The 19,373-nt window shown below is 72.0% G+C and carries 17 protein-coding genes; 3 read left to right on the top strand and 14 right to left on the bottom strand.

From position 1 onward, the window contains the following. Positions 1 to 149: 149 nt before the first annotated feature. On the top strand, positions 150 to 734 hold the full coding sequence (locus J2X26_RS17655; protein ID WP_307494014.1) for a DUF2867 domain-containing protein: 585 nt from the start codon (positions 150 to 152) through the stop codon (positions 732 to 734). Here J2X26_RS17655 and J2X26_RS17650 read toward each other — a convergent pair. The 7 genes from J2X26_RS17650 to J2X26_RS17620 all read right to left on the bottom strand — a co-directional run bounded on the left by J2X26_RS17650 (position 731) and on the right by J2X26_RS17620 (position 8,575). Beyond that, entirely contained in the window at positions 731 to 1,711 is a 981-nt protein-coding gene (locus J2X26_RS17650; protein WP_307494013.1) for a LacI family DNA-binding transcriptional regulator, read from the bottom strand. The genes J2X26_RS17655 and J2X26_RS17650 overlap by 4 nt on opposite strands. A gap of 26 nt (positions 1,712 to 1,737) precedes the next feature. Further along, positions 1,738 to 2,568, bottom strand: coding sequence for a pyrroline-5-carboxylate reductase (gene proC / locus J2X26_RS17645; protein ID WP_307494012.1), 831 nt, complete (start codon positions 2,566 to 2,568; stop codon positions 1,738 to 1,740). Between the two features lie 104 nt (positions 2,569 to 2,672). Then, positions 2,673 to 4,553, bottom strand: coding sequence for an HlyD family efflux transporter periplasmic adaptor subunit (locus J2X26_RS17640; protein ID WP_307494011.1), 1,881 nt, complete (start codon positions 4,551 to 4,553; stop codon positions 2,673 to 2,675). Further along, positions 4,546 to 5,454, bottom strand: coding sequence for a hypothetical protein (locus J2X26_RS17635; protein WP_307494010.1), 909 nt, complete (start codon positions 5,452 to 5,454; stop codon positions 4,546 to 4,548). The genes J2X26_RS17640 and J2X26_RS17635 overlap by 8 nt, the downstream gene beginning before the upstream one ends. Before the next feature lie 25 nt (positions 5,455 to 5,479). Beyond that, entirely contained in the window at positions 5,480 to 6,712 is a 1,233-nt protein-coding gene (locus J2X26_RS17630; protein ID WP_307494009.1) for an ABC transporter permease, read from the bottom strand. Then, positions 6,709 to 7,428 (bottom strand): ABC transporter ATP-binding protein, encoded by a 720-nt coding sequence (locus tag J2X26_RS17625; protein ID WP_307494008.1) that lies wholly within the window; start codon positions 7,426 to 7,428, stop codon positions 6,709 to 6,711. The genes J2X26_RS17630 and J2X26_RS17625 overlap by 4 nt, the downstream gene beginning before the upstream one ends. Beyond that, the gene (locus J2X26_RS17620; RefSeq protein ID WP_307494007.1) at positions 7,421 to 8,575 is read right to left on the bottom strand and encodes an efflux RND transporter periplasmic adaptor subunit; all 1,155 of its coding nucleotides are present in this window, start codon (positions 8,573 to 8,575) and stop codon (positions 7,421 to 7,423) included. Before J2X26_RS17620 ends, J2X26_RS17625 begins: the two co-directional genes overlap by 8 nt. A gap of 294 nt (positions 8,576 to 8,869) precedes the next feature. Between J2X26_RS17620 and J2X26_RS17615 the strand changes: the two genes are divergently transcribed. After that, positions 8,870 to 11,815: a glycosyl hydrolase gene (locus tag J2X26_RS17615; protein ID WP_307494006.1), complete on the top strand. Its 2,946-nt coding sequence runs from the start codon at positions 8,870 to 8,872 to the stop codon at positions 11,813 to 11,815. Between the two features lie 150 nt (positions 11,816 to 11,965). Here the strand turns inward: J2X26_RS17615 and J2X26_RS17610 are convergent, their stop codons facing one another. Continuing rightward, positions 11,966 to 13,510, bottom strand: coding sequence for a DUF7059 domain-containing protein (locus J2X26_RS17610; RefSeq protein ID WP_307494005.1), 1,545 nt, complete (start codon positions 13,508 to 13,510; stop codon positions 11,966 to 11,968). A 99-nt stretch (positions 13,511 to 13,609) separates the two neighbouring features. Next, a complete protein-coding gene (locus J2X26_RS17605; protein ID WP_307494004.1) occupies positions 13,610 to 14,290 on the bottom strand; it encodes an endonuclease/exonuclease/phosphatase family protein in 681 nt (226 codons plus the stop codon). Positions 14,291 to 14,378: 88 nt separating this feature from the next. On the opposite strand from J2X26_RS17605, the gene J2X26_RS17600 reads away from it, so the two are divergent. Beyond that, positions 14,379 to 14,930 carry a DUF3995 domain-containing protein gene (locus tag J2X26_RS17600; protein ID WP_307494003.1) on the top strand — a complete coding sequence of 184 codons (552 nt, stop codon included), beginning with the start codon at positions 14,379 to 14,381 and terminating at the stop codon, positions 14,928 to 14,930. Here the strand turns inward: J2X26_RS17600 and J2X26_RS17595 are convergent. The 5 genes from J2X26_RS17595 to J2X26_RS17575 form a co-directional block, all read right to left on the bottom strand. Beyond that, positions 14,852 to 15,514 (bottom strand): ThuA domain-containing protein, encoded by a 663-nt coding sequence (locus J2X26_RS17595; RefSeq protein ID WP_307494002.1) that lies wholly within the window; start codon positions 15,512 to 15,514, stop codon positions 14,852 to 14,854. The genes J2X26_RS17600 and J2X26_RS17595 overlap by 79 nt on opposite strands. Next, on the bottom strand, positions 15,511 to 16,161 hold the full coding sequence (locus tag J2X26_RS17590; RefSeq protein ID WP_307494001.1) for a ferredoxin-NADPH reductase: 651 nt from the start codon (positions 16,159 to 16,161) through the stop codon (positions 15,511 to 15,513). The genes J2X26_RS17595 and J2X26_RS17590 overlap by 4 nt, the downstream gene beginning before the upstream one ends. Then, entirely contained in the window at positions 16,158 to 17,048 is an 891-nt protein-coding gene (locus J2X26_RS17585) for a carbohydrate ABC transporter permease (RefSeq protein ID WP_439897870.1), read from the bottom strand. The genes J2X26_RS17590 and J2X26_RS17585 overlap by 4 nt, the downstream gene beginning before the upstream one ends. After that, on the bottom strand, positions 17,048 to 17,983 hold the full coding sequence (locus J2X26_RS17580) for a carbohydrate ABC transporter permease (protein ID WP_307494000.1): 936 nt from the start codon (positions 17,981 to 17,983) through the stop codon (positions 17,048 to 17,050). The genes J2X26_RS17585 and J2X26_RS17580 overlap by 1 nt, the downstream gene beginning before the upstream one ends. A 61-nt stretch (positions 17,984 to 18,044) precedes the next feature. Continuing rightward, on the bottom strand, positions 18,045 to 19,334 hold the full coding sequence (locus tag J2X26_RS17575) for an ABC transporter substrate-binding protein (protein ID WP_307493999.1): 1,290 nt from the start codon (positions 19,332 to 19,334) through the stop codon (positions 18,045 to 18,047). Positions 19,335 to 19,373 lie beyond the last annotated feature (39 nt).

The following is a 19,373-nucleotide window of genomic DNA, read 5'->3' as shown; positions in this document are numbered from 1 at the left end:
CGTGGCACCAGAACCGTCGCGTCCGGCAGGTCATCGTGTCGATGACCTCCGAGGTCATGCGCGGCTGTGGGGAGGCTGAGGGCTCAGGGCGCTCTCAGGGGTGTCTGGCTACGGTCGAGAGCACCGGACCGACGACGAGGGGCAGCGCCATGAGGCTCGCAGACACGGAGTTCACCTCCCGGCCGTGGCGGGTCCACGACGTCGCACCGGACTTCGCGCTCGAGGACGTCTGGGAGCTCCCGACGCCCGGCGGCCCGGACGACCTCGACCGCCTCGTGCACGCGTTCGCCGGCGGGGACGGGTCGGCGGTCCGCGGCGGGATCGTCGGCTTCCTCTTCGCGGCGCGCTGGAAGCTCGGCGAGCTGTTCGGCTGGGACGCACCCGGAAAGGGCGTCGGCGACCGCGTGCACTCGTTGCGCGAGCGGCTGCCGAGCGACCTCGCCGACGGACCGCGCGGACCCGACGTGGCCTCCCTGCCGTTCACGTCGGTGTTCCAGACGCACGACGAGTGGGTCGCCGAGCTGGCCAACGGGACCGTGCACGCGCTCATGCACATCGGGTGGGTGCCCGACGAGGCCGGCGTGTACCGGGCGCAGATGTCGGCGCTGGTCCGACCGAACGGCTGGGGCGGACGCCTGTACATGGCCCTCATCGCGCCCCTGCGACGGACGATCGTGTACCCGCGGATGCTCCGCGCGATCGGCCGCCGCTGGCAGGAGCCGGCGCGGGCCTAGGGGCGACGCACCGAGCTGGCGCGGACCACCAGCTCGGCCGGGATCTGCTGGCGCGCGACGTCCTCACCGGCGAACGCGGCCTGCAGGGAGTCGACTGCGAGCCGCCCGAGCGCCCCGAAGTCCTGCCGGACCGTGGTCAGCGGCGGCGTGTAGTGGGCGGCGCCGACCTCGTCGTCGAACCCCACGATCGCCACGTCGTTCGGCACCCGCACACCCTTCTCCCAGAACGCGTGCAGGAGGCCGAGCGCCAGCTGGTCGTTCGCCGCGAAGATCGCCTTCGGCACGCCCTCGCGGACCATGCGCAGCCCCAGCTCGTAGCCGTCGGCCGCGTCCCAGCCCGCCTCGATGTGCTCGGGGGCACCGGGGCCGGAGACCTCGCGCCAGCCGGCGAGCCGGTCCTGGGCGTCGAACCAGTCCTGCGGTCCGGCGACGTGCACCACCTCGGTGAAGCCCTGGTCGAGCAGGTGCTGGGTGGCCAGCCGGGCGCCGTGCCGCTGGTCGACGCCGACGGCGTGCAGGTGCGGGACGGGCGGCACGTCGGACGCCGACGAGATGAGCACCACCGGGACCGGTGAGGCGATGGCGGCGATGGCCTGGGCGACCTCCGTGGTCGGCGCGATGATCGCGATGCCGTCGACGCCCTGACCGAGGAAGTGCTCGAGCGCGGTGTGCATGCTGTCGCCGTCGAACTGCCGGATGGTCGCCACGGACACGAACCAGCCGACCACGCGCGCCGCCTCCTCGAGCCCGACCAGGGTGCTCGTCGGGCCGTACAGCGCGGTCGCGGGGGTGACGACGCCGAGGGTGCCGGACCGGCGGGTGACCAGGGTGCGGGCCGCGCTGTTGCGGCGGTAGCCCAGCTGGGCGATGGCCTCGGCGACGCGCTCGCGGGTCTCGGGGCGGACGCTCGGGTGGTCGTTGAGCACGCGGGAGACGGTCTGGTGGGAGACGCCCGCGAGCGCGGCGACGTCACTCATGGCGGGGGGACGCGCGGCACTGTTCATCAGTACTGCTGGCCGAGCTCGCGCGAGCGGTTCCGGGCCGCCTCAGCGGCAGCGACGACCCCGGCGCGGACGCCGTGGGCGTCGAGCACCTGGACCGCAGCGACGGTGGTGCCGCCCGGGGACGACACCCGTTCGCGCAGGACCGCTGGGTGGTCCCCCGACTGGGCGGCGAGCGCTGCGGATCCCTCGACGGTGGCGACGGCGAGCTTCGTCGCGAGGTCCCGGCTGAGACCGAGCAGGACGCCCGCCTCGGCCATCGCGTCGATGAGGTAGAACGCGTAAGCCGGCCCGGACCCGGAGATCGCGGTGACCGCGTCCAGGTCCTTCTCCTCCACCCGGACCACGAGCCCCGTGGCGGCGAGCATGGTCTCGACGAGCACCAGGTGCCCCTCGGTCGCGTGGGTGCCGGGTGCGATCGCGCTGGCACCCTTGCCGACGACGGCCGGCGTGTTCGGCATGACGCGGACGACCGGCTGCCCGGTGGGAAGGCGCTTCTCGTAGCTGGAGATCGGCAGCCCGGCGGCGACGCTGACGACGAGCTCGCCACCGCGCAGGGCCTGCGACACCTCGTCGAGCACGGACGCGACGATGTTCGGCTTGACCGCCAGGAGCACGACGTCGGCGCGGGCGGCCGCCTCGGCGTTCGAGGCCCCGGTCCGGACGCCGTACCGTCCGGCGAGCTCGTCGGCCCGCGGGACGTACCGCTCGGTGACCTCCACCTGCTCCGGCGCCCAGCCCGCGGTCAGCAGCGCGCTGAGCAGCGTCTCTCCCATCACACCGCCGCCCAGCACCGCGACCTGCGGCCTGCCGCCGGTGGGCTCGTCGGTCATCGTGGTCCTCCCGGTCCGTGCCGCCGGAAGGCGACGCCGCGAGCCTACCGACGTGAGGCGGGCACCGGGGTGAGCGCTCACACGGGCGCGCCCGACGCCGGCCGTCAGCCGCCGCTGCGCTGGGTGAACCCGGCCGGTGGACCGCCCATGTCGCCGTTCATCACGAACCCTTCCGGCGGCCCCATCATCTCGGTCTGGTCGCCGCCCAGGCCCGAGAGGCCCGTGGTGGTCGACGTGCTGGACTCGATCGGCTCGTCGAGGTCCGCCAGGACCACCTCGTCGCCGACCGCGAGACCGTCGGTGATCTCCGTGCGCTCCGTGCCGACCGCCCCGCGGGTCACGGTGACCTCGGTCGGCGTGCCGTCCTGGAGCACCTGGACCGTGGCGGTCGTGCCGTCGACGTGGACCGCCGACGTCGGGACCGTGAGCACCTCGTCGGCGCCCGCGACCGTGATCCGCACCTGCGCCGAGGCGCCGTCGTAGAGCTTCTCCTCCGTCGGGTCGACCGCGAGCTCGACCGTGTAGGCGGGGTCGGCGGTGGTCGACGTGTCGAGGACGCCGATGCTGCTGACCGTGCCGGTGAGGGCCGCGTCCGTGCTCGGCGTCGTCACCTGGGCGGTCTGGCCGACCGACACGATGTCGATCGACGTCAGCGGGACGCTGGTGGTGACCGTGTAGCCGTCCGGGCCGAGGACCGTGACGACCGCCGTGGTCGACGACGCGGTGACCGAGTCGCCCGGCGCCAGCGCGACCGCCGCGACCGTGCCGGCGATCGGGCTGGTCAGGGTCGCGAACGGGAGCCGGCTCTGTGCCAGCGTGACGTTCGCCTCCGCCAGGTCGATCGCTGCCTGATCGGCCACGATCGTCGCCGCGGTGACCGTCGTAGTGTCGCCGGTGGGTGTCTGCGTGCTGCTCGACGGGGTGCTGCTCGACGGTGTACTCGTGGACGGCGTGCTCGTCGACGGCGTGCTCGTCGACGGGGTGCTCGTCGATGGCGTGTTCGTGGAAGGCGTGTTCGTCGACGACTCCACGACGGCCTTCTGCAGCTCCTGCACCGCCTGGTCCAGCGCGGCGGCGAGCGTCATGAGCGCCTGCTGCTCGGTGTCCGTGGCGGTCTGGGCGTCGAGGGCACCCGTCAGTGCGGCCTGGCAGTCGGCGAGCGCCTGCTCGACCGCGGTCAGGTCGGGCTCCTCAGCGACCGGCTCATCGGCGACGGCCGTGTCGGTCGCGTCGGTGGCGGGCGGCTCCGTGGCCGTCGGCTCGGGGTCAGGCGTCTCGCCGTCACCGCCGACCACGGCGAGGAACGCCGCGCACGTCGCCTGCGAGGCCGTCACGCTCTCGCTGCTGGCGGCCAGGGCGTCGGCGGTCAGCTGGTACTGGTCGAGGAGCGCCTGCTGCGCCGAGCGCACATCGTCCGACGCACGCTCGACCGCAGGGTCCGTGGAGCCGCCGCGGGAGTCGTCGGCCGCGGGGGCCTCCGACTCCGTGGACGCCGACGGTGACGCGGACGGGGTGGTGGAGGACGACGGGGTCGAGCTGGACGACGTCGAGCTGGACGCCGTGGAGCCCGACGTCTGCGTGTCGAGGTCGTCGCTGAGCTGCTGCTGGGCGTCGGCGAGGTCGGCCTGGGCCTTCTCGACCGCGTCCTGGAGGGCCTCGGCGTCGAGGGTGGCCAGCACGTCACCGGCGGCGACCACCTGACCGACGGTGACGGCCACGGTCGCCACCGTGCCGTCGACGGAGAACGACGCGTCCCGGCGGCTGGCCGACGCGATGGTCCCCACCGTGTCGATGACCTGCTCGACGCCGGCCCGCTCGGCGGTGGCAGTGCGGTAGCGGCCGTCGTCGGAACCGCCGACGGCCAGGGCGACCCCGCCGCCGGCGGCCACGAGGACCACCGCACCGGCGGTGCCGAGCGCGACGATGCGACGGCGGCGGGCGCGTTGCCGACGCGCGACGGACGGGCGGGCTGCGAGCTCAGGCATCGGTGCCACCGTCCTGCGTGGAGCCCTGCGGGCCGCCGCCGGGACCGCCACCGAAGCGCTGGACCATCCCGGCAGAGCACTCCCCGTCGGTCGGCGCGGACACCGCGATGCTCGTCGCCGTCACCTTGCCGCTGTCGTCGGCCTCGCCGCGCGCGCTGGCGCACTGGCCGACGACGATCGCCGAGGCGTCCGCGGTGACGGACGTCGTGTACGTGGTCGCGTCGGTCACGGTGACCGTGCGGGTCGTCGTCTCGTCGTCGGGACCCGCGGTCTCGACCGTCAGCGTGCTGCCGTCGACCGCGGTGACCGTGCCGATGGCGCCGCCGCTGAACGACCGCATGCCACCGCCGGGCGGCAGGTCGGTGGGGGCGCCGTCGGGCCGCTCCCCCTCGGGCATCGTCGGCATGTCGGTCGGCGCCCCGTCGGGCCGGTCACCACCGAAGGCCGGCCCGCCACCGAAGCCGCCGGCACAGGTGCCGTCGTCGGTCGGCTGCGTGATCTGGATGCTCGTCGCCTCGATCGGAGCACTGGAGTCGGTGTCGGTGTCGCTCGTGCTGGCGGACACCGCCACGACGCACGACCCGACCGTTACATCGGCGAGCGTGCCGTCAACCGTCGCGGAGAACGTGGTGGCGTCGGTCCAGGTCACCGCGGTCTGCGCATCCGTCGACCGGAGCTGCATGACGGTGCCGGTGACGGACGCGATCTCTCCGGACGCCCCGCCTCCGCCGCCCGGGCCGGAGCGCTGCGGCCCGTCGCCCTGCCGGATGGCGGCTGTCGAGTCGTCGTCGGGTGCTGCGGCCGACGAGGGAGTTCCGGTGCAGCCGGCGAGCACGAGGACCGTGGCCGCGGCGAGCGCCGGGAGCACCAGGGCGGTGCGGTGTCGCGTGGTCAGGGACATGGGGTGACTCCTTGCTGAGGGTGGGTTACTCCGCGCGCAGCGCGTCGATGGGGGCCAGTCGCGCGGCGCGCGTGGCGGGGTAGACGCCGAACACCAGGCCGATGCCCATCGCGACGACGACGGACCCGGCGACGGCCGCGCCGGAGACGACGACCGAGGTGTCGAGGAGCCCGGGCAGGACCTGCGCGGCGACGATCCCGAGGACCGCACCCAGCACGCCGCCGGCCAGGCCGAGCACGCCGGCCTCGACCAGGAACTGCCGGCGGATTGCCCACGGCGGGGCGCCGAGCGCCTTGCGCAGACCGATCTCGCGGGTCCGCTCGGTGACCGACACGAGCATGATGTTCATGACCCCGATGCCGCCGACCAGCAGGGACAGGGCCGCGATGCCGGTGAGCAGGACCGTGAGGGTCTTGTAGACCGCGGTCGCCGTGGAGACCAGGGCGTCCTGGCTGTTGATGGTGAAGTCGGCGCTGCCGGCGTCGGTGATCCCGTGCAGGTTGAGCAGCAGGGCCTGCGCCTCCTGGTAGGCGGCGTTGAGCTGGCTCGCCGACGCAGCCTGCACGTAGATCGTCGAGACGGCGTTGCGGTCCTGGCCGCCGACGAGCGTGTCCGCCGCGGTCGACATCGGGATGACCGCGAGGTCGTCCAGGTCGCTCTCGCCGGACGCACCCTCGGCCTCCAGGACGCCGACCACCCGCAGGTCGGTGTCGCCGACGGTCACGGTCTGGCCCACCACGCGGGTGGACCCGAACAGCTCCTCGGCGGTGGACGGCCCGAGCACGACGACCGCCGCCCGGGACGCCTCGTCGTCGGCCGTGAAGAACTCGCCGGACGCGAGCGTGCGGCCGCGGACGTCGAGCCAGTCCGTGCTGGTGCCGACGACGCTGGTGGTCCAGTTGGTGTCGTTGGCCTCGAGCGACGCGGACGACGTCTTCTCGGCGGCGACCTTGCCGATGTCGGGAGCGTTGACCGACGAGTCGAGCGCCTCGGCGTCGGCCGTCGTGAGGGTCGTGCGCGAGCCGAAGCCGCCGCGGACGCCCTCGGTGCTGGTGCTGCTGCCCGGCCGGACGATGAGCAGGTCGCTGCCCAGCTGGCTGATCTGCGCGCTCACGTCCTTCTGCGTGCCGAGCCCGAGGCCGACCGTGAGGATCACCGCGGCGATGCCGATGAGGATGCCGAGCACCGTGAGGATCGACCGCATCGCGTGCGACGTGACGGCCGACCAGCCCGTGCGCAGGGTCTCGGTCCAGGTCATCGGGCACCGTCCGAGACGATCAGTCCGTCGTGCACCCGCACGATCCGGTCCGCGCGGGCGGCGACGTCGGCCTCGTGCGTGATCAGGACGATCGTGCGGCCCTGCGCGTGCAGCTCGTCGAAGAGCGACAGGACATCCTGTGTGGACGTCGAGTCGAGGTTGCCCGTGGGCTCGTCGGCGAGGAGCAGGGCAGGCTCGCCGACGAGGGCGCGGGCCACCGCGACGCGCTGCTGCTGGCCGCCCGAGAGCTCGCCCGGTCGGTTGTCGAGCCGGTCGGCCAGGCCCACCCGGTCGAGCGCGGCCACCGCACGGTCGCGGCGGACCGCGGTCGGCACCCGGCCGTAGACCAGCGGGAGCTCGACGTTGCGCCACGCCGACAGCGACGGCAGCAGGTGGAACTGCTGGAACACGAAGCCGATGCGCCGGTTGCGGATGTCGGCGAGGTCGATCTCGTCGAGCTCCCCCACGTCCTCGCCCGCCAGGTGGTACGAGCCGCGGGTGAGGGTGTCCAGGCAGCCGAGGATGTTCATCAGCGTCGACTTGCCCGAGCCCGACGGGCCCATCACCGCGACGTACTCACCGGGCTCGATCCGCAGGTCGACGCCGCGCAGGGCCTCGAACTCGATGCTGCCGGACGTGTAGGTCTTGGTGACACCGACGAGGTCGATGACGGCATCGGTGCGCCGCTCGACGCGCGGCGACGCGAGCTCAACCATTGGCCGGACCGCCCTGCTGGAAGACCGGACCGTCGCCGCCGTCGGGGGGACCGCCCTGGAACCCGCCCTCGGGGAACGTGCCCTGGTTCTGCCGGCCGGTGCCGCCGGTGCCGGGCGTAAAGACCGCGAGCACCACCTCGTCGCCCTCGGCCAGCCCCTCCGTGATCTCCGTGACGTTCCCGGAGGTCTCGCCGGTCGTCACCGGGACGTCGACGAGCTCGCCGTCGGAGTCCGTCTGCTGCACGGTCGTCGTGCCGTCGGCCGCGGTGGCGACCGCGAGGCTGGGCACGGTCAGCACGTCGGTGCGGCGCTCGTAGACCAGCTCGACCTCCGCGGCGACCCCGTCGTGCAGGCCCTCCTGGTCGCCCGTGACGGCGACCGTCACGGGGTAGGCCGCGACGCCGCTGTCGCTGGTGGACAGCAGGCCGATCGCGCTGATGGTGCCGAACACGGGCTCGCCTCCGCCGTCGAGCGTGACCTCCGCCTGGTCCTCGACCTCGATCAGCGCGACGTCCGCGTCAGAGACCGTGACCTCGACCTCCCAGGCGTCGGTGCCGACGATGGTGAACTGCGCCTCGGTCTCGCCTGACGCGGACGGTCCGGCGCTGCTCCCCACGGCGTCGCCGACCTCGACGTTCACCGCGGTGAGCAGCCCGGCGACGGGCGCCGTCAGGGTGGCGCCGTCCATCGCGGACTGGGCGGTGTCCACCCCCGACTGGGCGACGTCGACCTGCGCCTGCGCGGCCGCGACCTGCGCGGTGCCGGAGGCGTCGGCCAGCTTCGCCTGCGCGTCGGCCAGCGTGGCCTTCGCCTGGAGCAGGTCCGCGGTCAGCTGCAGGGTGTCGACCGTCGCGAGCGGCTGCCCGACCGTGACCGTCTGGCCGACCGCCACGGGGACCGCGGTGACCGTGCCGGTGACCTCGAAGCTGACGTCCTCCTGCACCGACGGCGTCAGCGTCCCGCTGCCGCTGACCGACTTCTGCATCGTCGTCAGGCTCGCCGCCACCGTCCGCGTGACCGACTCGGCCGACGCCGCCGACGCGTCCCTGATCCCGAACCACCAGATGCCCGCGGCCACGAGCGCGACGAGGACGACGGCGGTGACCGTCCTCGTCAGCGGCGTCGTCCGCCTCCATACGTGCTGCATACCCATCCCTCACGTCGACCCGGCCGATTGACCTGGGCCGAACGTAGGGAGGCGCGCTGGGCTGCCCGTAGCACTGACCTGTGGCTGACCTGTGAGTCACGAACGAGCCATGAGTGCCGTCACCTGGTCGGTTGGCGTCACTCATGGCTTGTTCGACCGACGGCAGCGGCGGTTCAGCACCCAAACGTTTCGGGTCTGTCCGGTTCGACCCTTTCTTTGGTAACTTGACTAACTCTGCTCCGCCTCGTCCGCGACCGCCCGGTCTGTGCGGTTCGAGACCACCCAGGAGGTTCAATGAAGAACCGTCATCTCGCGCGCGCCCTGACTGCGGGGATCACCGCAGCGGCGCTCAGCGGGCTCGTGGCACTGCCCGCCCAGGCGGCCGAGACCGTCACCATCGTCGACCCGGACGCCAGCCCGGCGACCCGGTCGCTGTTCTCCTACCTCGACGGCATCCGCGGCGAGGGCATCCTGTTCGGACACCAGCACACGACGTCGTACGGCCTGACCGTGAGCGGCGCGGACGGCACCACGTCCGACGTCAAGAACATGACCGGCGACTTCCCGGCGGTCTTCGGCTGGGACACGCTGATCCTGCAGGGCGACGAGGCCCCGGGCTCGGCGAGCAACACGACCGCGCAGAACATCGCTGCCCTCGACGACTACATCGAGAAGGCGCACGGTCTCGGCGGCATCAACACGCTGTCCGCGCACATGGAGAACTTCGTCACCGGCGGCAGCTTCTACGACACCACGGGCGACACGCTGCGCGCGGTCCTGCCCGGCGGCGCGAAGAACGCCGACCTCAACGCGTACCTGGACAACATCGCCGCCGCGGCGGACGGCGCCCGCGACGCCGAGGGCGAGCTCATCCCGATCATCTTCCGGCCGTGGCACGAGAACGCGGGCTCCTGGTTCTGGTGGGGGGCTGCGTTCGGCTCCCCCGGCGAGTACAAGGAGCTGTTCCGCTACACGGTCGAGTACCTGCGCGACGTCAAGGGCGTCTCCAACTTCCTGTACGCGTTCGGTCCCGGCAGCGGGTTCGGCGGGAACTCCGACACGTACCTGCGCACCTACCCCGGCGACGAGTTCGTCGACGTCTTCGGCCTCGACGCGTACGACAACACCGGCTCGGCCGCGTTCCTCGACGGCCTGGTCACGGACCTCGGCATGATCGCCGACCTCGCCGACGCCAAGGGCAAGGTCTCCGCGTTCACCGAGTTCGGCGTGACCAACGGCGTCGGCAGCACAGGCTCGAGCCCCTCGACGTGGTTCACCAAGGTGCTGGCCGCCATCAAGGCTGACCCGAAGGCCAGCCGCAACGCGTACATGGAGACGTGGGCCAACTTCGACGCCGGTCAGCACTACGTGCCCGTGACCGGTGACGCTCTGCTGCCCGACTTCCTGGACTACGCGGCCGATCCGTACACGCTGTTCGCGAGCGAGGTCACGGGTGCCTTCGACCGTGACGTGGACACGACGCCCGCCGGCCCGGTCCTGCACATCGCCTCCCCGGCGGACAGCGCCCGCGTCGCGACGTCGCCGACGACCATCCGCGCCACCGTCCAGAACGTCGACGCCGACCGCGTCTACGCCACGGTCGGTGACACCGAGATCGAGCTCACCCCCGGTGACGGCCTGTGGTGGTCGGCTCCGTGGGACATCCCCGCGGCGCAGCTGGACAACAGCACCCAGACGCTCACCGTGCACGTGGACGTCGACGGCGTCGAGGTGCTCACCGAGAGCTCGTCCGTGGTCCTCGGGCCGCGACCGACGTTCGGACCAGGCGTCGTCGACGACTACGAGGGCTACGGCGACGACACCGCGCTACGGGCCGAGTACGTCTCCTACGGCGCCAACACGCTCTCGCTCGACACGAGCGGGTCGTCGAAGGCGCTGCGGATGGACTACGACTTCGCCACGCAGACCTACACCGGCTTCGGGAAGCAGATCAGCGGCGACTGGTCCGACTTCAACGAGCTAGCGCTCTGGGTCAAGCCTGACGGCTCGGGCAACAAGATGGTGCTCCAGCTCGTGGCCGGCGGCGTCTCCTACGAGGCGTACCCGTCGCTGGCGGGCACCGAGGCCGGGGTGGTGACCTTCCCGTTCGTCGACTGGCGGCCGGCTCCCTGGGACACCGCCAACGCCAACCGGCGCATCAGCGACGCGGACCTGAAGGCGATCTCGCAGTTCAACATCTACGTCAACGCGGCCGACGGCGGCACCGGCGACCCGTCGGGAAGCATCGTGGTCGACGACATCGCCGCCCTGCCGGGGGTCGAGCCGCCGCCCCTCTTCTCAGACGTTCCCCCGGGTTCCGCCAACGTCGACAGCATCATCTGGCTGCACGACCAGGGTCTCGACGACGGCTACAAGGACGGCACGTTCCGGCCGACCAAGCCGGAGACCCGCGAGGCCGTGGCGTCGCTCCTCTACCGCTACTCCGAGGCCACCTTCGTCCCCACGGCGAAGAAGCCGACGTTCCTCGACGTGCCCAAGAAGCACGCGCTGTACAACGAGATCGAGTGGCTGGCGCACGAGAAGCTCGTCGACACGACCATCCCGCTGTTCCTGCCGAAGGCGCCGCTCGACCGCTCGTCCGCGGTCGAGCTGCTCTGGCGGCTGGCGGGGTCGCCCGAGCCCGCGGCGCCGGAGGCGTTCACCGACGTCCCGTCGTGGCACCCGTTCAGCAAGGCCATCGCCTGGGCGACCGAGACCGGCATCGTCGTGCCGACGTCGGCCACCAGGTTCGGCGTCCTCAAGGTCGTCACGCGCGGTGACTTCGCCGGGTACCTCGACCGGTACGACCACCGACCGACGCCGCTGGAGCCCGTCGTGCTCTCCGACTTCGCCGACGGCACCCAGGGCTGGGGTCCGCTCGACGGGGCCGGCGGGACCGCCACGGCGGACGGTGGGGCGCTGACGATCGCCGCCGCGTCGCCGGACGGCGGCTGGTTCGGGTTCGGTCCGTCGACCGGTGACTGGACCGGGCGCACGGAGCTGCGGTTCGACGTGGTGTCCACCACCGGCTTCGACACCAAGGCGGCCCTGCAGCTGGGGTCGTCGTGGACCTGGTGCGAGACCGCGCAGGTGGGGTGGATCTCCGCGCCGACGTCCGACGTGCTGGTCGACCTGGCCACGCTGAGCGCCGAGTGCGGCGTCCAGCTGGCCGACGTGAAGAAGGTGAACCTGTACTTCAACGCAGGCACCCACGTGATCGACGACGTCGAGATCCGCTGACCGACGGATGCGTGTGCCCGCGCGTCACCCCCGCTGACGTCCGCACTCCTGAGGGCCCCTCCCCCTCGGAGTGCGGACGTCAGCACCACAGGCCCAGCAACGTCCGCACTCCGGTGGGCTCAGGCCCGCTCGAGCGCGGACGTTGCTGTTCTAGTCCGCCGGGAGCAGGAGGCCGTCGAGGACCAGGCCGCGGGTCGACGGGAGGACGTCCGCGGCGACCGCGTCGCCGCGGACCTCCAGCAGCGCGCCCAGCGCGTTGACGATCTGGCCGACCGTGAGCTCCCCGTCGCAGACGCCGACGAACCCCGCGAGGGCGGTCCCGGCCTGCACAGCGCGACCGAAGCCACCGCCCTGGCGCAGCAGCACCACCTGCGGGTCCGGGTCCCCGGGCGTCAGGTACCGCTCCTCGGTCACGTCGGGCGCGACGACGAGCCGCTGGTCTGCCAGGTCGTCGTCGCTCATCGCGAGCCAGTCGTGGGCGACGAGCGAGGCCGCGACGGCCGGTCCGAGCGGCTGCCGGACGGTTCCGGTGACCTCCTCCAGCCGGCGCAACGTCGGCGCGCCGAGCGGCTTGCGCAGGGTCACGAAGCCGAACCCGATGCCCTCGACGTCCCGCGACGCGAAGTCGTCCAGCCACTGCCCGTAGCGGACGGCCCACGCGGCCCGGTCCCGGTCGGGCGTCGTGCCGCCGTCGCGGATCCACGTCTCGGCGTACTGCGCGGGGTCCTGCAGCTCGCGCTGCACCACCCACCCGTCCAGACCGGAGGCGTCGAGCCAGGAGCCGACGCGCTCGTGCCACTCCTCGCCGCGCCGCACCTCCCAGTTGCCCAGCAGCTGCGCCACGCCTCCGGGTGCCAGCACCGCGCCGACGCCCTCGATCAGCTCGCGCACGATCGCGTCCCCGGAACGGCCGCCGTCGCGGTACTCGTACGACGGCATCCCCGGCGTCCGGGGCGTGATGACGAACGGCGGGTTGCTCACGACGAGGTCGAACCGCTCGTCGGCGACGGGTTCGAGCATCGACCCCTCGCGCAGATCGAGCTGGGCCCCGTCGAGCTCAGCGAGCGCCGCGTTGAACCGCGCGAACGCGAGCGCCCGCCGCGAGATGTCGGTGCCGACCACGCGGCGCGAGTGCCGCGACGCGTGCAGCGCCTGGATCCCGCAGCCCGTGCCGAGGTCGAGCACGAGGTCCCGCTCGTCGCGCACGGTGACCTGCGCGAGCGTCGTGGACGCACCGCCGACGCCCAGCACGTGGTCGGTCCGCAGCGCCTGACCGGTGGCCAGCTCGCCGAGGTCGGAGGCGATCCACCAGTCGACCTCCCCGCCCCCGTCGACGGCCGTGTACGGGCGCAGGTCCACGCGGGCACGCACCTGGTCGCCGTCGGTCTCGACCAGGCCGAGCCGCTCGGCGCCGCCGACGGTCAGCGTCGGGAACGCACGGTCGAGCAGCCTCCGGTCGGTGGTGACGCCGAGCAGGAACGTGCGGACCAGCGCCGCGACGACGTCGTCGGCAGCCGCCTCCGTCGCCCGCAGAGCCGGCAGCGGCTCCTCGCGGTGCAGCGCGTCGGCGGCGACCGCCCCCAGCACCTCCTCGACGCCGGCGACGCCGTAGCCAGCAGCGGCGAGGTCGTCGCGGAGCCGCGCGACGAGCGCCGGATCGGTCAGGGGCGCACCGGGCGCAGGTTCGAGAGACACCCCGCCATCATCCCCGTCCCGCGGTTGATCAAGCCGACAGCGTCCGCACATCCGGTCGTCCGGACGCTCGAATCCGCGGACGTCCGCCGGCGGGGGCAGTCAGACCGCGCGGAGGAGCTGGAGGTCCACGACGACCGGGCGGTGGTCGCTCCCGACCTGGGCGGGCTGGCCGGACGGGACCCGGGCGGTCCCCGACACCAGGTCCGGCGACCGCAGGATCGCGTCGATGCGCAGCCGGGGCTCGATCGCGGAGAACGTCGGGTCACCCATCGGGTCGACGTCGACCAGCACGCTGGTGAGGCTCGTCCAGGCCGGCCCGCCGGGGGGCTCGTTCAGGTCGCCGAGCACCACGGTCCGCGTCGTCGGCACGTGGTGGACCAGGAGGTCCGACAGGTGGGCGGCGCGCTCGTCGCGGACCAGCGACAGGTGCAGGACGACGAACCGGATCCCGTCGACGGTCGCGACGGCGACGCCGCGGCCGGTCCGGCCGGACAGGTTCGGCAGCCGCACCGCAGCGTGACCGGTCACCGACCGGCCCCGCGCGACGAGGAGGGCCGTCGTGCGAGCGCCCCGACCGTTCACGACGGCCCGCATCCCCACGTCGTGCGCGAACTTCCATGTGCGGCACCAGCCGAGGGGGCCACGTGGCGGCTCCTGCACGCCGAGCACGTCCGGCGCCGCCGCGCGCACGACGGCGACGACGTCGGGCCGGGACAGCTGCAGGCCCTTGACGTTGTACGTCATGACCCGCAGCCGGGCGCGGTCAGGCTCGGTGGTCATCGACACATCCTTGCGAGGACCAGTGGCGGGGCACAACGGGCACTGTCTCAGCGCCGCGTCCGGTAGCCGCGGGCTACCGTGGTCCGTCATGGAGGCGCCGTCCGACCGCTGGGTCCCACCGCCGTGGGTGGCGTGGGGAGCTGCCGTGGTGGCCTTCGCCTTCGCAGGCGTCAGCCTCGCGTGGGCTCTCGGCAGCACGGTTGGCCTGGACACCCTCGGCGGCGCCATCGAGCGGATGGCTCGGGCCGGCGACCCAGCGCTGCTGGCCGCGAACGCTGTCGCACTCGTGCTGAAGGTCATGGGCGGCCTCCTCGCGCTGGCGCTCGTCCAGCCGTGGGGTCGGCACCTGCCGCGGCGACCCCTCCTGGTCCTGGGCTGGCTCGGCGCCGGCGTGCTCGTGCTCTACGGCGCGCTCCAGACCACGTCGGTCGCCCTCGTGGCGGCGGGCGCAGTCGTCCCCGAGGAACCCCTGTCCGAGCGGGCGCTCATGTGGCGGCTGTTCCTGTGGGAGCCCTGGTTCCTCGTGTGGGGTGTGCTCCTGGCGGGCGCGACGCTCCGGTGTCAGCGGCTCAGCAGCCAGCGGACCTCGCGGCGGAACAGGTCGACGCGCGACGGGGAGTCGTACGAGCGGACGTCGTGACCGAGAGCGTCGTAGACGATCCGGCCCGGTCCGGGGGCGACCCAGACGACGGGGTGCGCGGTCCCCTCGTGGTCGGCGACGACGAGCACCTGCACGTCGGGCGAGACCTCGAGCGCGAGGTACTGCTCGTCCTCGACGGAGATCTCGGACAGGCCCGAGACCGCAGGGTGGTCCGGAGAGACCACCCGGAACGTCGCGGCGCTGAGCGGAGGGTGCCAGGTGGTGCCCTCGATCCACCGGCCGCCGAGCAGCGGACCCCACGACGGCGAGTCGAGGAACGTGTTCGTCGCCTGGTGCAGCCCGAGCACGGGGACGCCGGAGGCCACGAGCGCGGTGAGCCGCGCGTGGAACGGGAGCCAGTCCTCGTCGGTCCCGTCGAAGTCGGGGTCGGGGCGACCACGGCCGGAGGCGACGACGACTAGGTCGGGCTCGATGTGGTCGAGGGCGTCCGGGAGCGTGCCGCGGATCGTGGTGTCGATGCCCTCGTCCGCCAGCAGCTGCGCCACCCGGTGGGCGATCGCCGCGCCGTCGTGCCACGGGTCCTCGTAGCGTCCGTGTCCGGCGAGCACGAGCGCGTGAGTCATCGGTCCTCCTGCGGGGTCAGGGCGTAGCCGGCGTTCGACCACACCACATAGAGCAGCGGCGCGCACGCGATCAGGACCCCGATGCCGGGCTTGACCAGGAGGACCGCGACCAGGACGGCGAGCACGACGACGTTGAGCGCCGACAGGTACCAGCGCCGGACGGCGAGCGCCGCCGACTCCCGGAGAAGCTCGCCGAACGGCACGCCCGGCCGGTGACCGACGGCGACGAGCGAGAACGACCCGACGGCGACGACGAGCGCCGCGAGCACGACGAACATCGGCAGGAGCGGTCGCGCGAACGCGACGTCGCCGGACAGCGCGCCCACGGTGTTCACAGCGAGCACCCCCAGGACCGCGGCCCCGCCCGCCCAGAGCAGCAGACCCTGCAGGAAGCCACGCCGGTAGGCGGCCACGAACGCAGCGGCCGGACGGTCGTCGGCGGCGAACGCCCCGAAGGCACCCATGAGCGCCGGCCCGCACACGCACGACAGCACCGCGAAGAACGGCAGCGCCGCCAGCGGATCCTCGACCAGGACGAGCGCGAGCAGGAGCGGCGCGCACGCCACGGCCAGGAGCAGGTTGACGACGAGCCCGATCCACAGGCCACGGAACCCGCGCTCGTAGGTGGTCACCGACAGAGTGCTCATCCCTTCAGCCCGCTCGTCGCGATGCCCTGGATGAAGTACTTCTGCCCGAGCAGGAAGATCACGAGGATCGGCACGACCGAGATCACGGAACCGGTCATGATCATCGCGTAGTCGCCGTCGAAGAGGCCGACGAACGACTTGAGCCCCAGCTGCACGGTCCACAGCTCGTTGCTGGTCAGGTAGATGAACGGCCCCATGTAGTCGTTCCACGTGGCGACGAACGTGAGCAGCGCGAGGCTGGCGAGCGCCGGCTTGGACAGCGGCAGGATGATCCGCCGGTAGATGCCGTACTCGGACAGGCCGTCGATGCGGGCGGCCTCGCAGAGCTCGTCGGGGATGGTCAGGTAGTACTGCCGCAGCAGGAACACCCCGAACGCGCCGAACGCCTGCAGCAGGATCAGCGACCAGAACGTGTTGACCAGGCCCGCCTTCTGCAGCATGACGTACTGCGGCACCATGTACGCCTGCCACGGCACGGCGATGGTCGCGATGTAGGCGACGAACAGGGCGTCACGCCCACGCCAGCGCACCTTGGAGAACCCGTACGCCGCGAAGCTGCCGGTGAGCACCTGCAGGAACGTGATGACCAGCGACAGGAACAGCGAGTTGCGCAGGTAGGTGGTCATCGGGATGCGCGACCAGATGTCCACGTAGTTGTGCCACTGGAAGTCGCGCGGGATCCACTGCGTCGGGACGGTGAAGACCTCGTTGTTGTTCTTCAGCGAGGAGGAGACCATCCACACGAACGGCACGAGCACGCCGAGCGCGATGACGGTGATCAGCAGGTACATGACCGCGGTCCGCACGGGGTGGCGCTCCGGCCCGGGCGACGGGACGTCCGGCGGGTCCAGGGACACCGTGGCGGTGGGGGCTTCGACGACGCTCATCAGCGTTCCTTCCGCTCACCGAGGCGGAACTGCAGCACCGTCACCAGGAGCACGATGACGAACAGCACCAGGGAGATGGCCGACGCGTACCCGAACTCGCCTTGCGCGATGCCTTCCCGGTAGATCAGCTGCGAGAGCACGAGGGTGGCGCGGCCGGGGCCGCCGTCGGTCATGACGACGATCAGGTCGAAGACCTTGAACGAGCCGACGGTCAGCAGGATCAGGACGAGGAACGTGGTGGGTCGCAGGGTCGGCAGCGTGATGTGCCAGAACCGCTGCCACGCGTTGGCGCCGTCGACGCGCGCGGCCTCGTAGTACTCGACGGGGATGGTCTGCAGGCCGGCCAGGAACAGGATCATGTAGTAGCCCATGTCCCGCCAGACGCTCGTGATGATGACGGCGGGCATCGCCCAGTCGGAGCTGGACGTCCAGCCGGGCGGGTTGGCGACGCCCAGGGTGGTGAGGAGCTGGTTGACCGGCCCCATCGTCGGGTTGAACAGCATGTTCCAGACCACCGCGACGGCCACCATCGACGTCACGTACGGGAAGAACGCGGCCGTCCGGAAGAACCGCACCCCGCGGAGCTTGCGGTTGAGCACGAGGGCCAGGCCGAGCGAGCACAGCAGCGTGAGCGGGACGTGGCCGATGCCGTAGTACAGGGTGTTGCGCAGCGCGATCCAGAAGGTGTCGTTGCCGAACATCTTCTGGAAGTTGTCCAGGCCCACGAACTCGGCGGGGTTGTAGGAGTCCCACTCCATGAACGCCAGCCCGAAGGCCGCCACGACGGGCACCAGCGTGAGCAGGGCGAACCCGAGGAAGTTCGGCAGGATGAAGCTGATGCCGATGAGGGTGTTGCGGCGGGACTGCCGCCCGGTGGTGCCGGACCCCGCGGACGTCGCTGTCGGCGCCGTCGGTGGCGCTGCGGTGATGGCCATGGTGCTCCTTCGCCGGTCCGCGCGGGCCGACCCGTGGGAGTCGGCCCGCGCGAAACGACTGCTAGTCGAGGACGTCCTGCTTGACCCGGCTCTCCATGTCGGCGATGCCCTGGTCGACCGTCTTCTCGCCGACCATGATCAGGTCGTGCTCCTCGTTGAGGATCACGTCGACGTCGGCCGTGATGTCCGACGGGGCGATCTCGAGGGCCACGTCGTCGGGCGCGAACGCCTCCTTGGACAGCTCGTCCGTGGGCATGCCCTCGAGCGCGAAGTACGCGGTGGTGACCTCGTCACTCTGCAGGGCGGGGACCACGCCGATCGCGGAGATCGCCTTGGCACCCTCGAGCGACGCGGCGAACGCCAAGAACGTCTTGGCGGCGTCCTTGTGCTTCGACGCCTTGTTCACCGCGAACGCGGTCGGTCCGCCGAACGTCGTGGTCTGGTCGACGTCGTCGATCTGCGGCATCGGCGCGATGCCCCAGTCGACCGTGGACTTGGCGTCCTTCTTCGCCTGCAGGATCCCGGAGATGTACCAGGTGCCCATCGGCATCATCGCGGTGGCCTGCGTCTCGAACATCGTCCGGTAGCTGACCTGCTGGGTCTTGGCCGTCGAGTAGTCGAGCGCGTAGCCGTCCTTCTGGAGGCCGACGTTGAGGTCGTACTGGTCCTTGAGGAACCCGTAGTCCCCGCTGAGCAGGTCGGCGCCCTCGTTCTGCGCCTGCGCCGCGGCCTGCGTGACCGAGCGCCAGATGTGGTTGTACGTGCCGTAGACCTTCTGCCCGGCCGCGTCGGTGCCCGTGAGCTTCTGCGCGAGGTCGGCGTACTCGTCCCACGTGACGTGGTCGGGGTAGTCGAGGCCGGCCGCGTCGAACAGGGCCTTGTTGTAGTAGAGGACCCAGAAGTCCTGCCGGTACGGGACCGCGAAGTACTTCCCGTCCACGTCGTAGCCGTCGGTGCCGGCGAGCTTGCCGTCCGGGTAGTCGGTGACCAGGTCGGTGACGTCCTCGAGCTGGCCGCGACCGGCGTAGCGCGAGTAGTCCGTGAGGGTCTTCATGGTCAGGACGTCGGTGGTGTCGCCACCGGCCAGCATCGTGGTGACCTTCTCGGGGTAGTCGTCCGCGAGGATGTCGACGGGCTTGATGGTGATGTCCGGGTGGGCCGTCTCGAACGCGTCGAAGAGGGCCTGGAACTCGGGCGTCTGGTCCATGCTCCAGACGGCGACCGACAGCTCGACCGGTCCGGACTCGGTGGCCTCGTCCTCCGGAGCGTCCCCGCTGCTGCTGCCGCACGCGGCGAGCGTCAGCGAGAGAGCCGCGGCGGCGCCGATGGCGGCCAGGGCCTTCCTGTTCATGGTGCTCTCCTCTTGGGTCGTCATCACGCCGGGCGCCGT

Source organism: Cellulomonas humilata (genome assembly GCF_030814415.1).
Taxonomy (GTDB): domain Bacteria; phylum Actinomycetota; class Actinomycetes; order Actinomycetales; family Cellulomonadaceae; genus Cellulomonas; species Cellulomonas humilata_A.
The sequence above is the reverse complement of the archived record's forward strand: the minus strand, read 5'-3'. Positions and strand labels throughout refer to the sequence as shown.

Bases quoted from the DNA above. Each gene is read 5' to 3' on its own strand.
- J2X26_RS17575 (WP_307493999.1), bottom strand. From the start codon at position 19,334: ATGAACAGGAAGGCCCTGGCCGCCATCGGCGCCGCCGCGGCTCTCTCG.
- J2X26_RS17615 (WP_307494006.1), top strand. From the start codon at position 8,870: ATGAAGAACCGTCATCTCGCGCGCGCCCTGACTGCGGGGATCACCGCA.
- J2X26_RS17625 (WP_307494008.1), bottom strand. From the start codon at position 7,428: ATGGTTGAGCTCGCGTCGCCGCGCGTCGAGCGGCGCACCGATGCCGTC.
- J2X26_RS17600 (WP_307494003.1), top strand. From the start codon at position 14,379: ATGGAGGCGCCGTCCGACCGCTGGGTCCCACCGCCGTGGGTGGCGTGG.
- J2X26_RS17635 (WP_307494010.1), bottom strand. From the start codon at position 5,454: ATGTCCCTGACCACGCGACACCGCACCGCCCTGGTGCTCCCGGCGCTC.
- J2X26_RS17630 (WP_307494009.1), bottom strand. From the start codon at position 6,712: ATGACCTGGACCGAGACCCTGCGCACGGGCTGGTCGGCCGTCACGTCG.
- J2X26_RS17655 (WP_307494014.1), top strand. From the start codon at position 150: ATGAGGCTCGCAGACACGGAGTTCACCTCCCGGCCGTGGCGGGTCCAC.
- J2X26_RS17640 (WP_307494011.1), bottom strand. From the start codon at position 4,553: ATGCCTGAGCTCGCAGCCCGCCCGTCCGTCGCGCGTCGGCAACGCGCC.
- J2X26_RS17585 (WP_439897870.1), bottom strand. From the start codon at position 17,048: ATGAGCGTCGTCGAAGCCCCCACCGCCACGGTGTCCCTGGACCCGCCG.
- J2X26_RS17590 (WP_307494001.1), bottom strand. From the start codon at position 16,161: ATGAGCACTCTGTCGGTGACCACCTACGAGCGCGGGTTCCGTGGCCTG.
- J2X26_RS17580 (WP_307494000.1), bottom strand. From the start codon at position 17,983: ATGGCCATCACCGCAGCGCCACCGACGGCGCCGACAGCGACGTCCGCG.
- J2X26_RS17620 (WP_307494007.1), bottom strand. From the start codon at position 8,575: ATGCAGCACGTATGGAGGCGGACGACGCCGCTGACGAGGACGGTCACC.
- proC (WP_307494012.1), bottom strand. From the start codon at position 2,568: ATGACCGACGAGCCCACCGGCGGCAGGCCGCAGGTCGCGGTGCTGGGC.
- J2X26_RS17650 (WP_307494013.1), bottom strand. From the start codon at position 1,711: ATGAGTGACGTCGCCGCGCTCGCGGGCGTCTCCCACCAGACCGTCTCC.
- J2X26_RS17605 (WP_307494004.1), bottom strand. From the start codon at position 14,290: ATGACCACCGAGCCTGACCGCGCCCGGCTGCGGGTCATGACGTACAAC.
- J2X26_RS17595 (WP_307494002.1), bottom strand. From the start codon at position 15,514: ATGACTCACGCGCTCGTGCTCGCCGGACACGGACGCTACGAGGACCCG.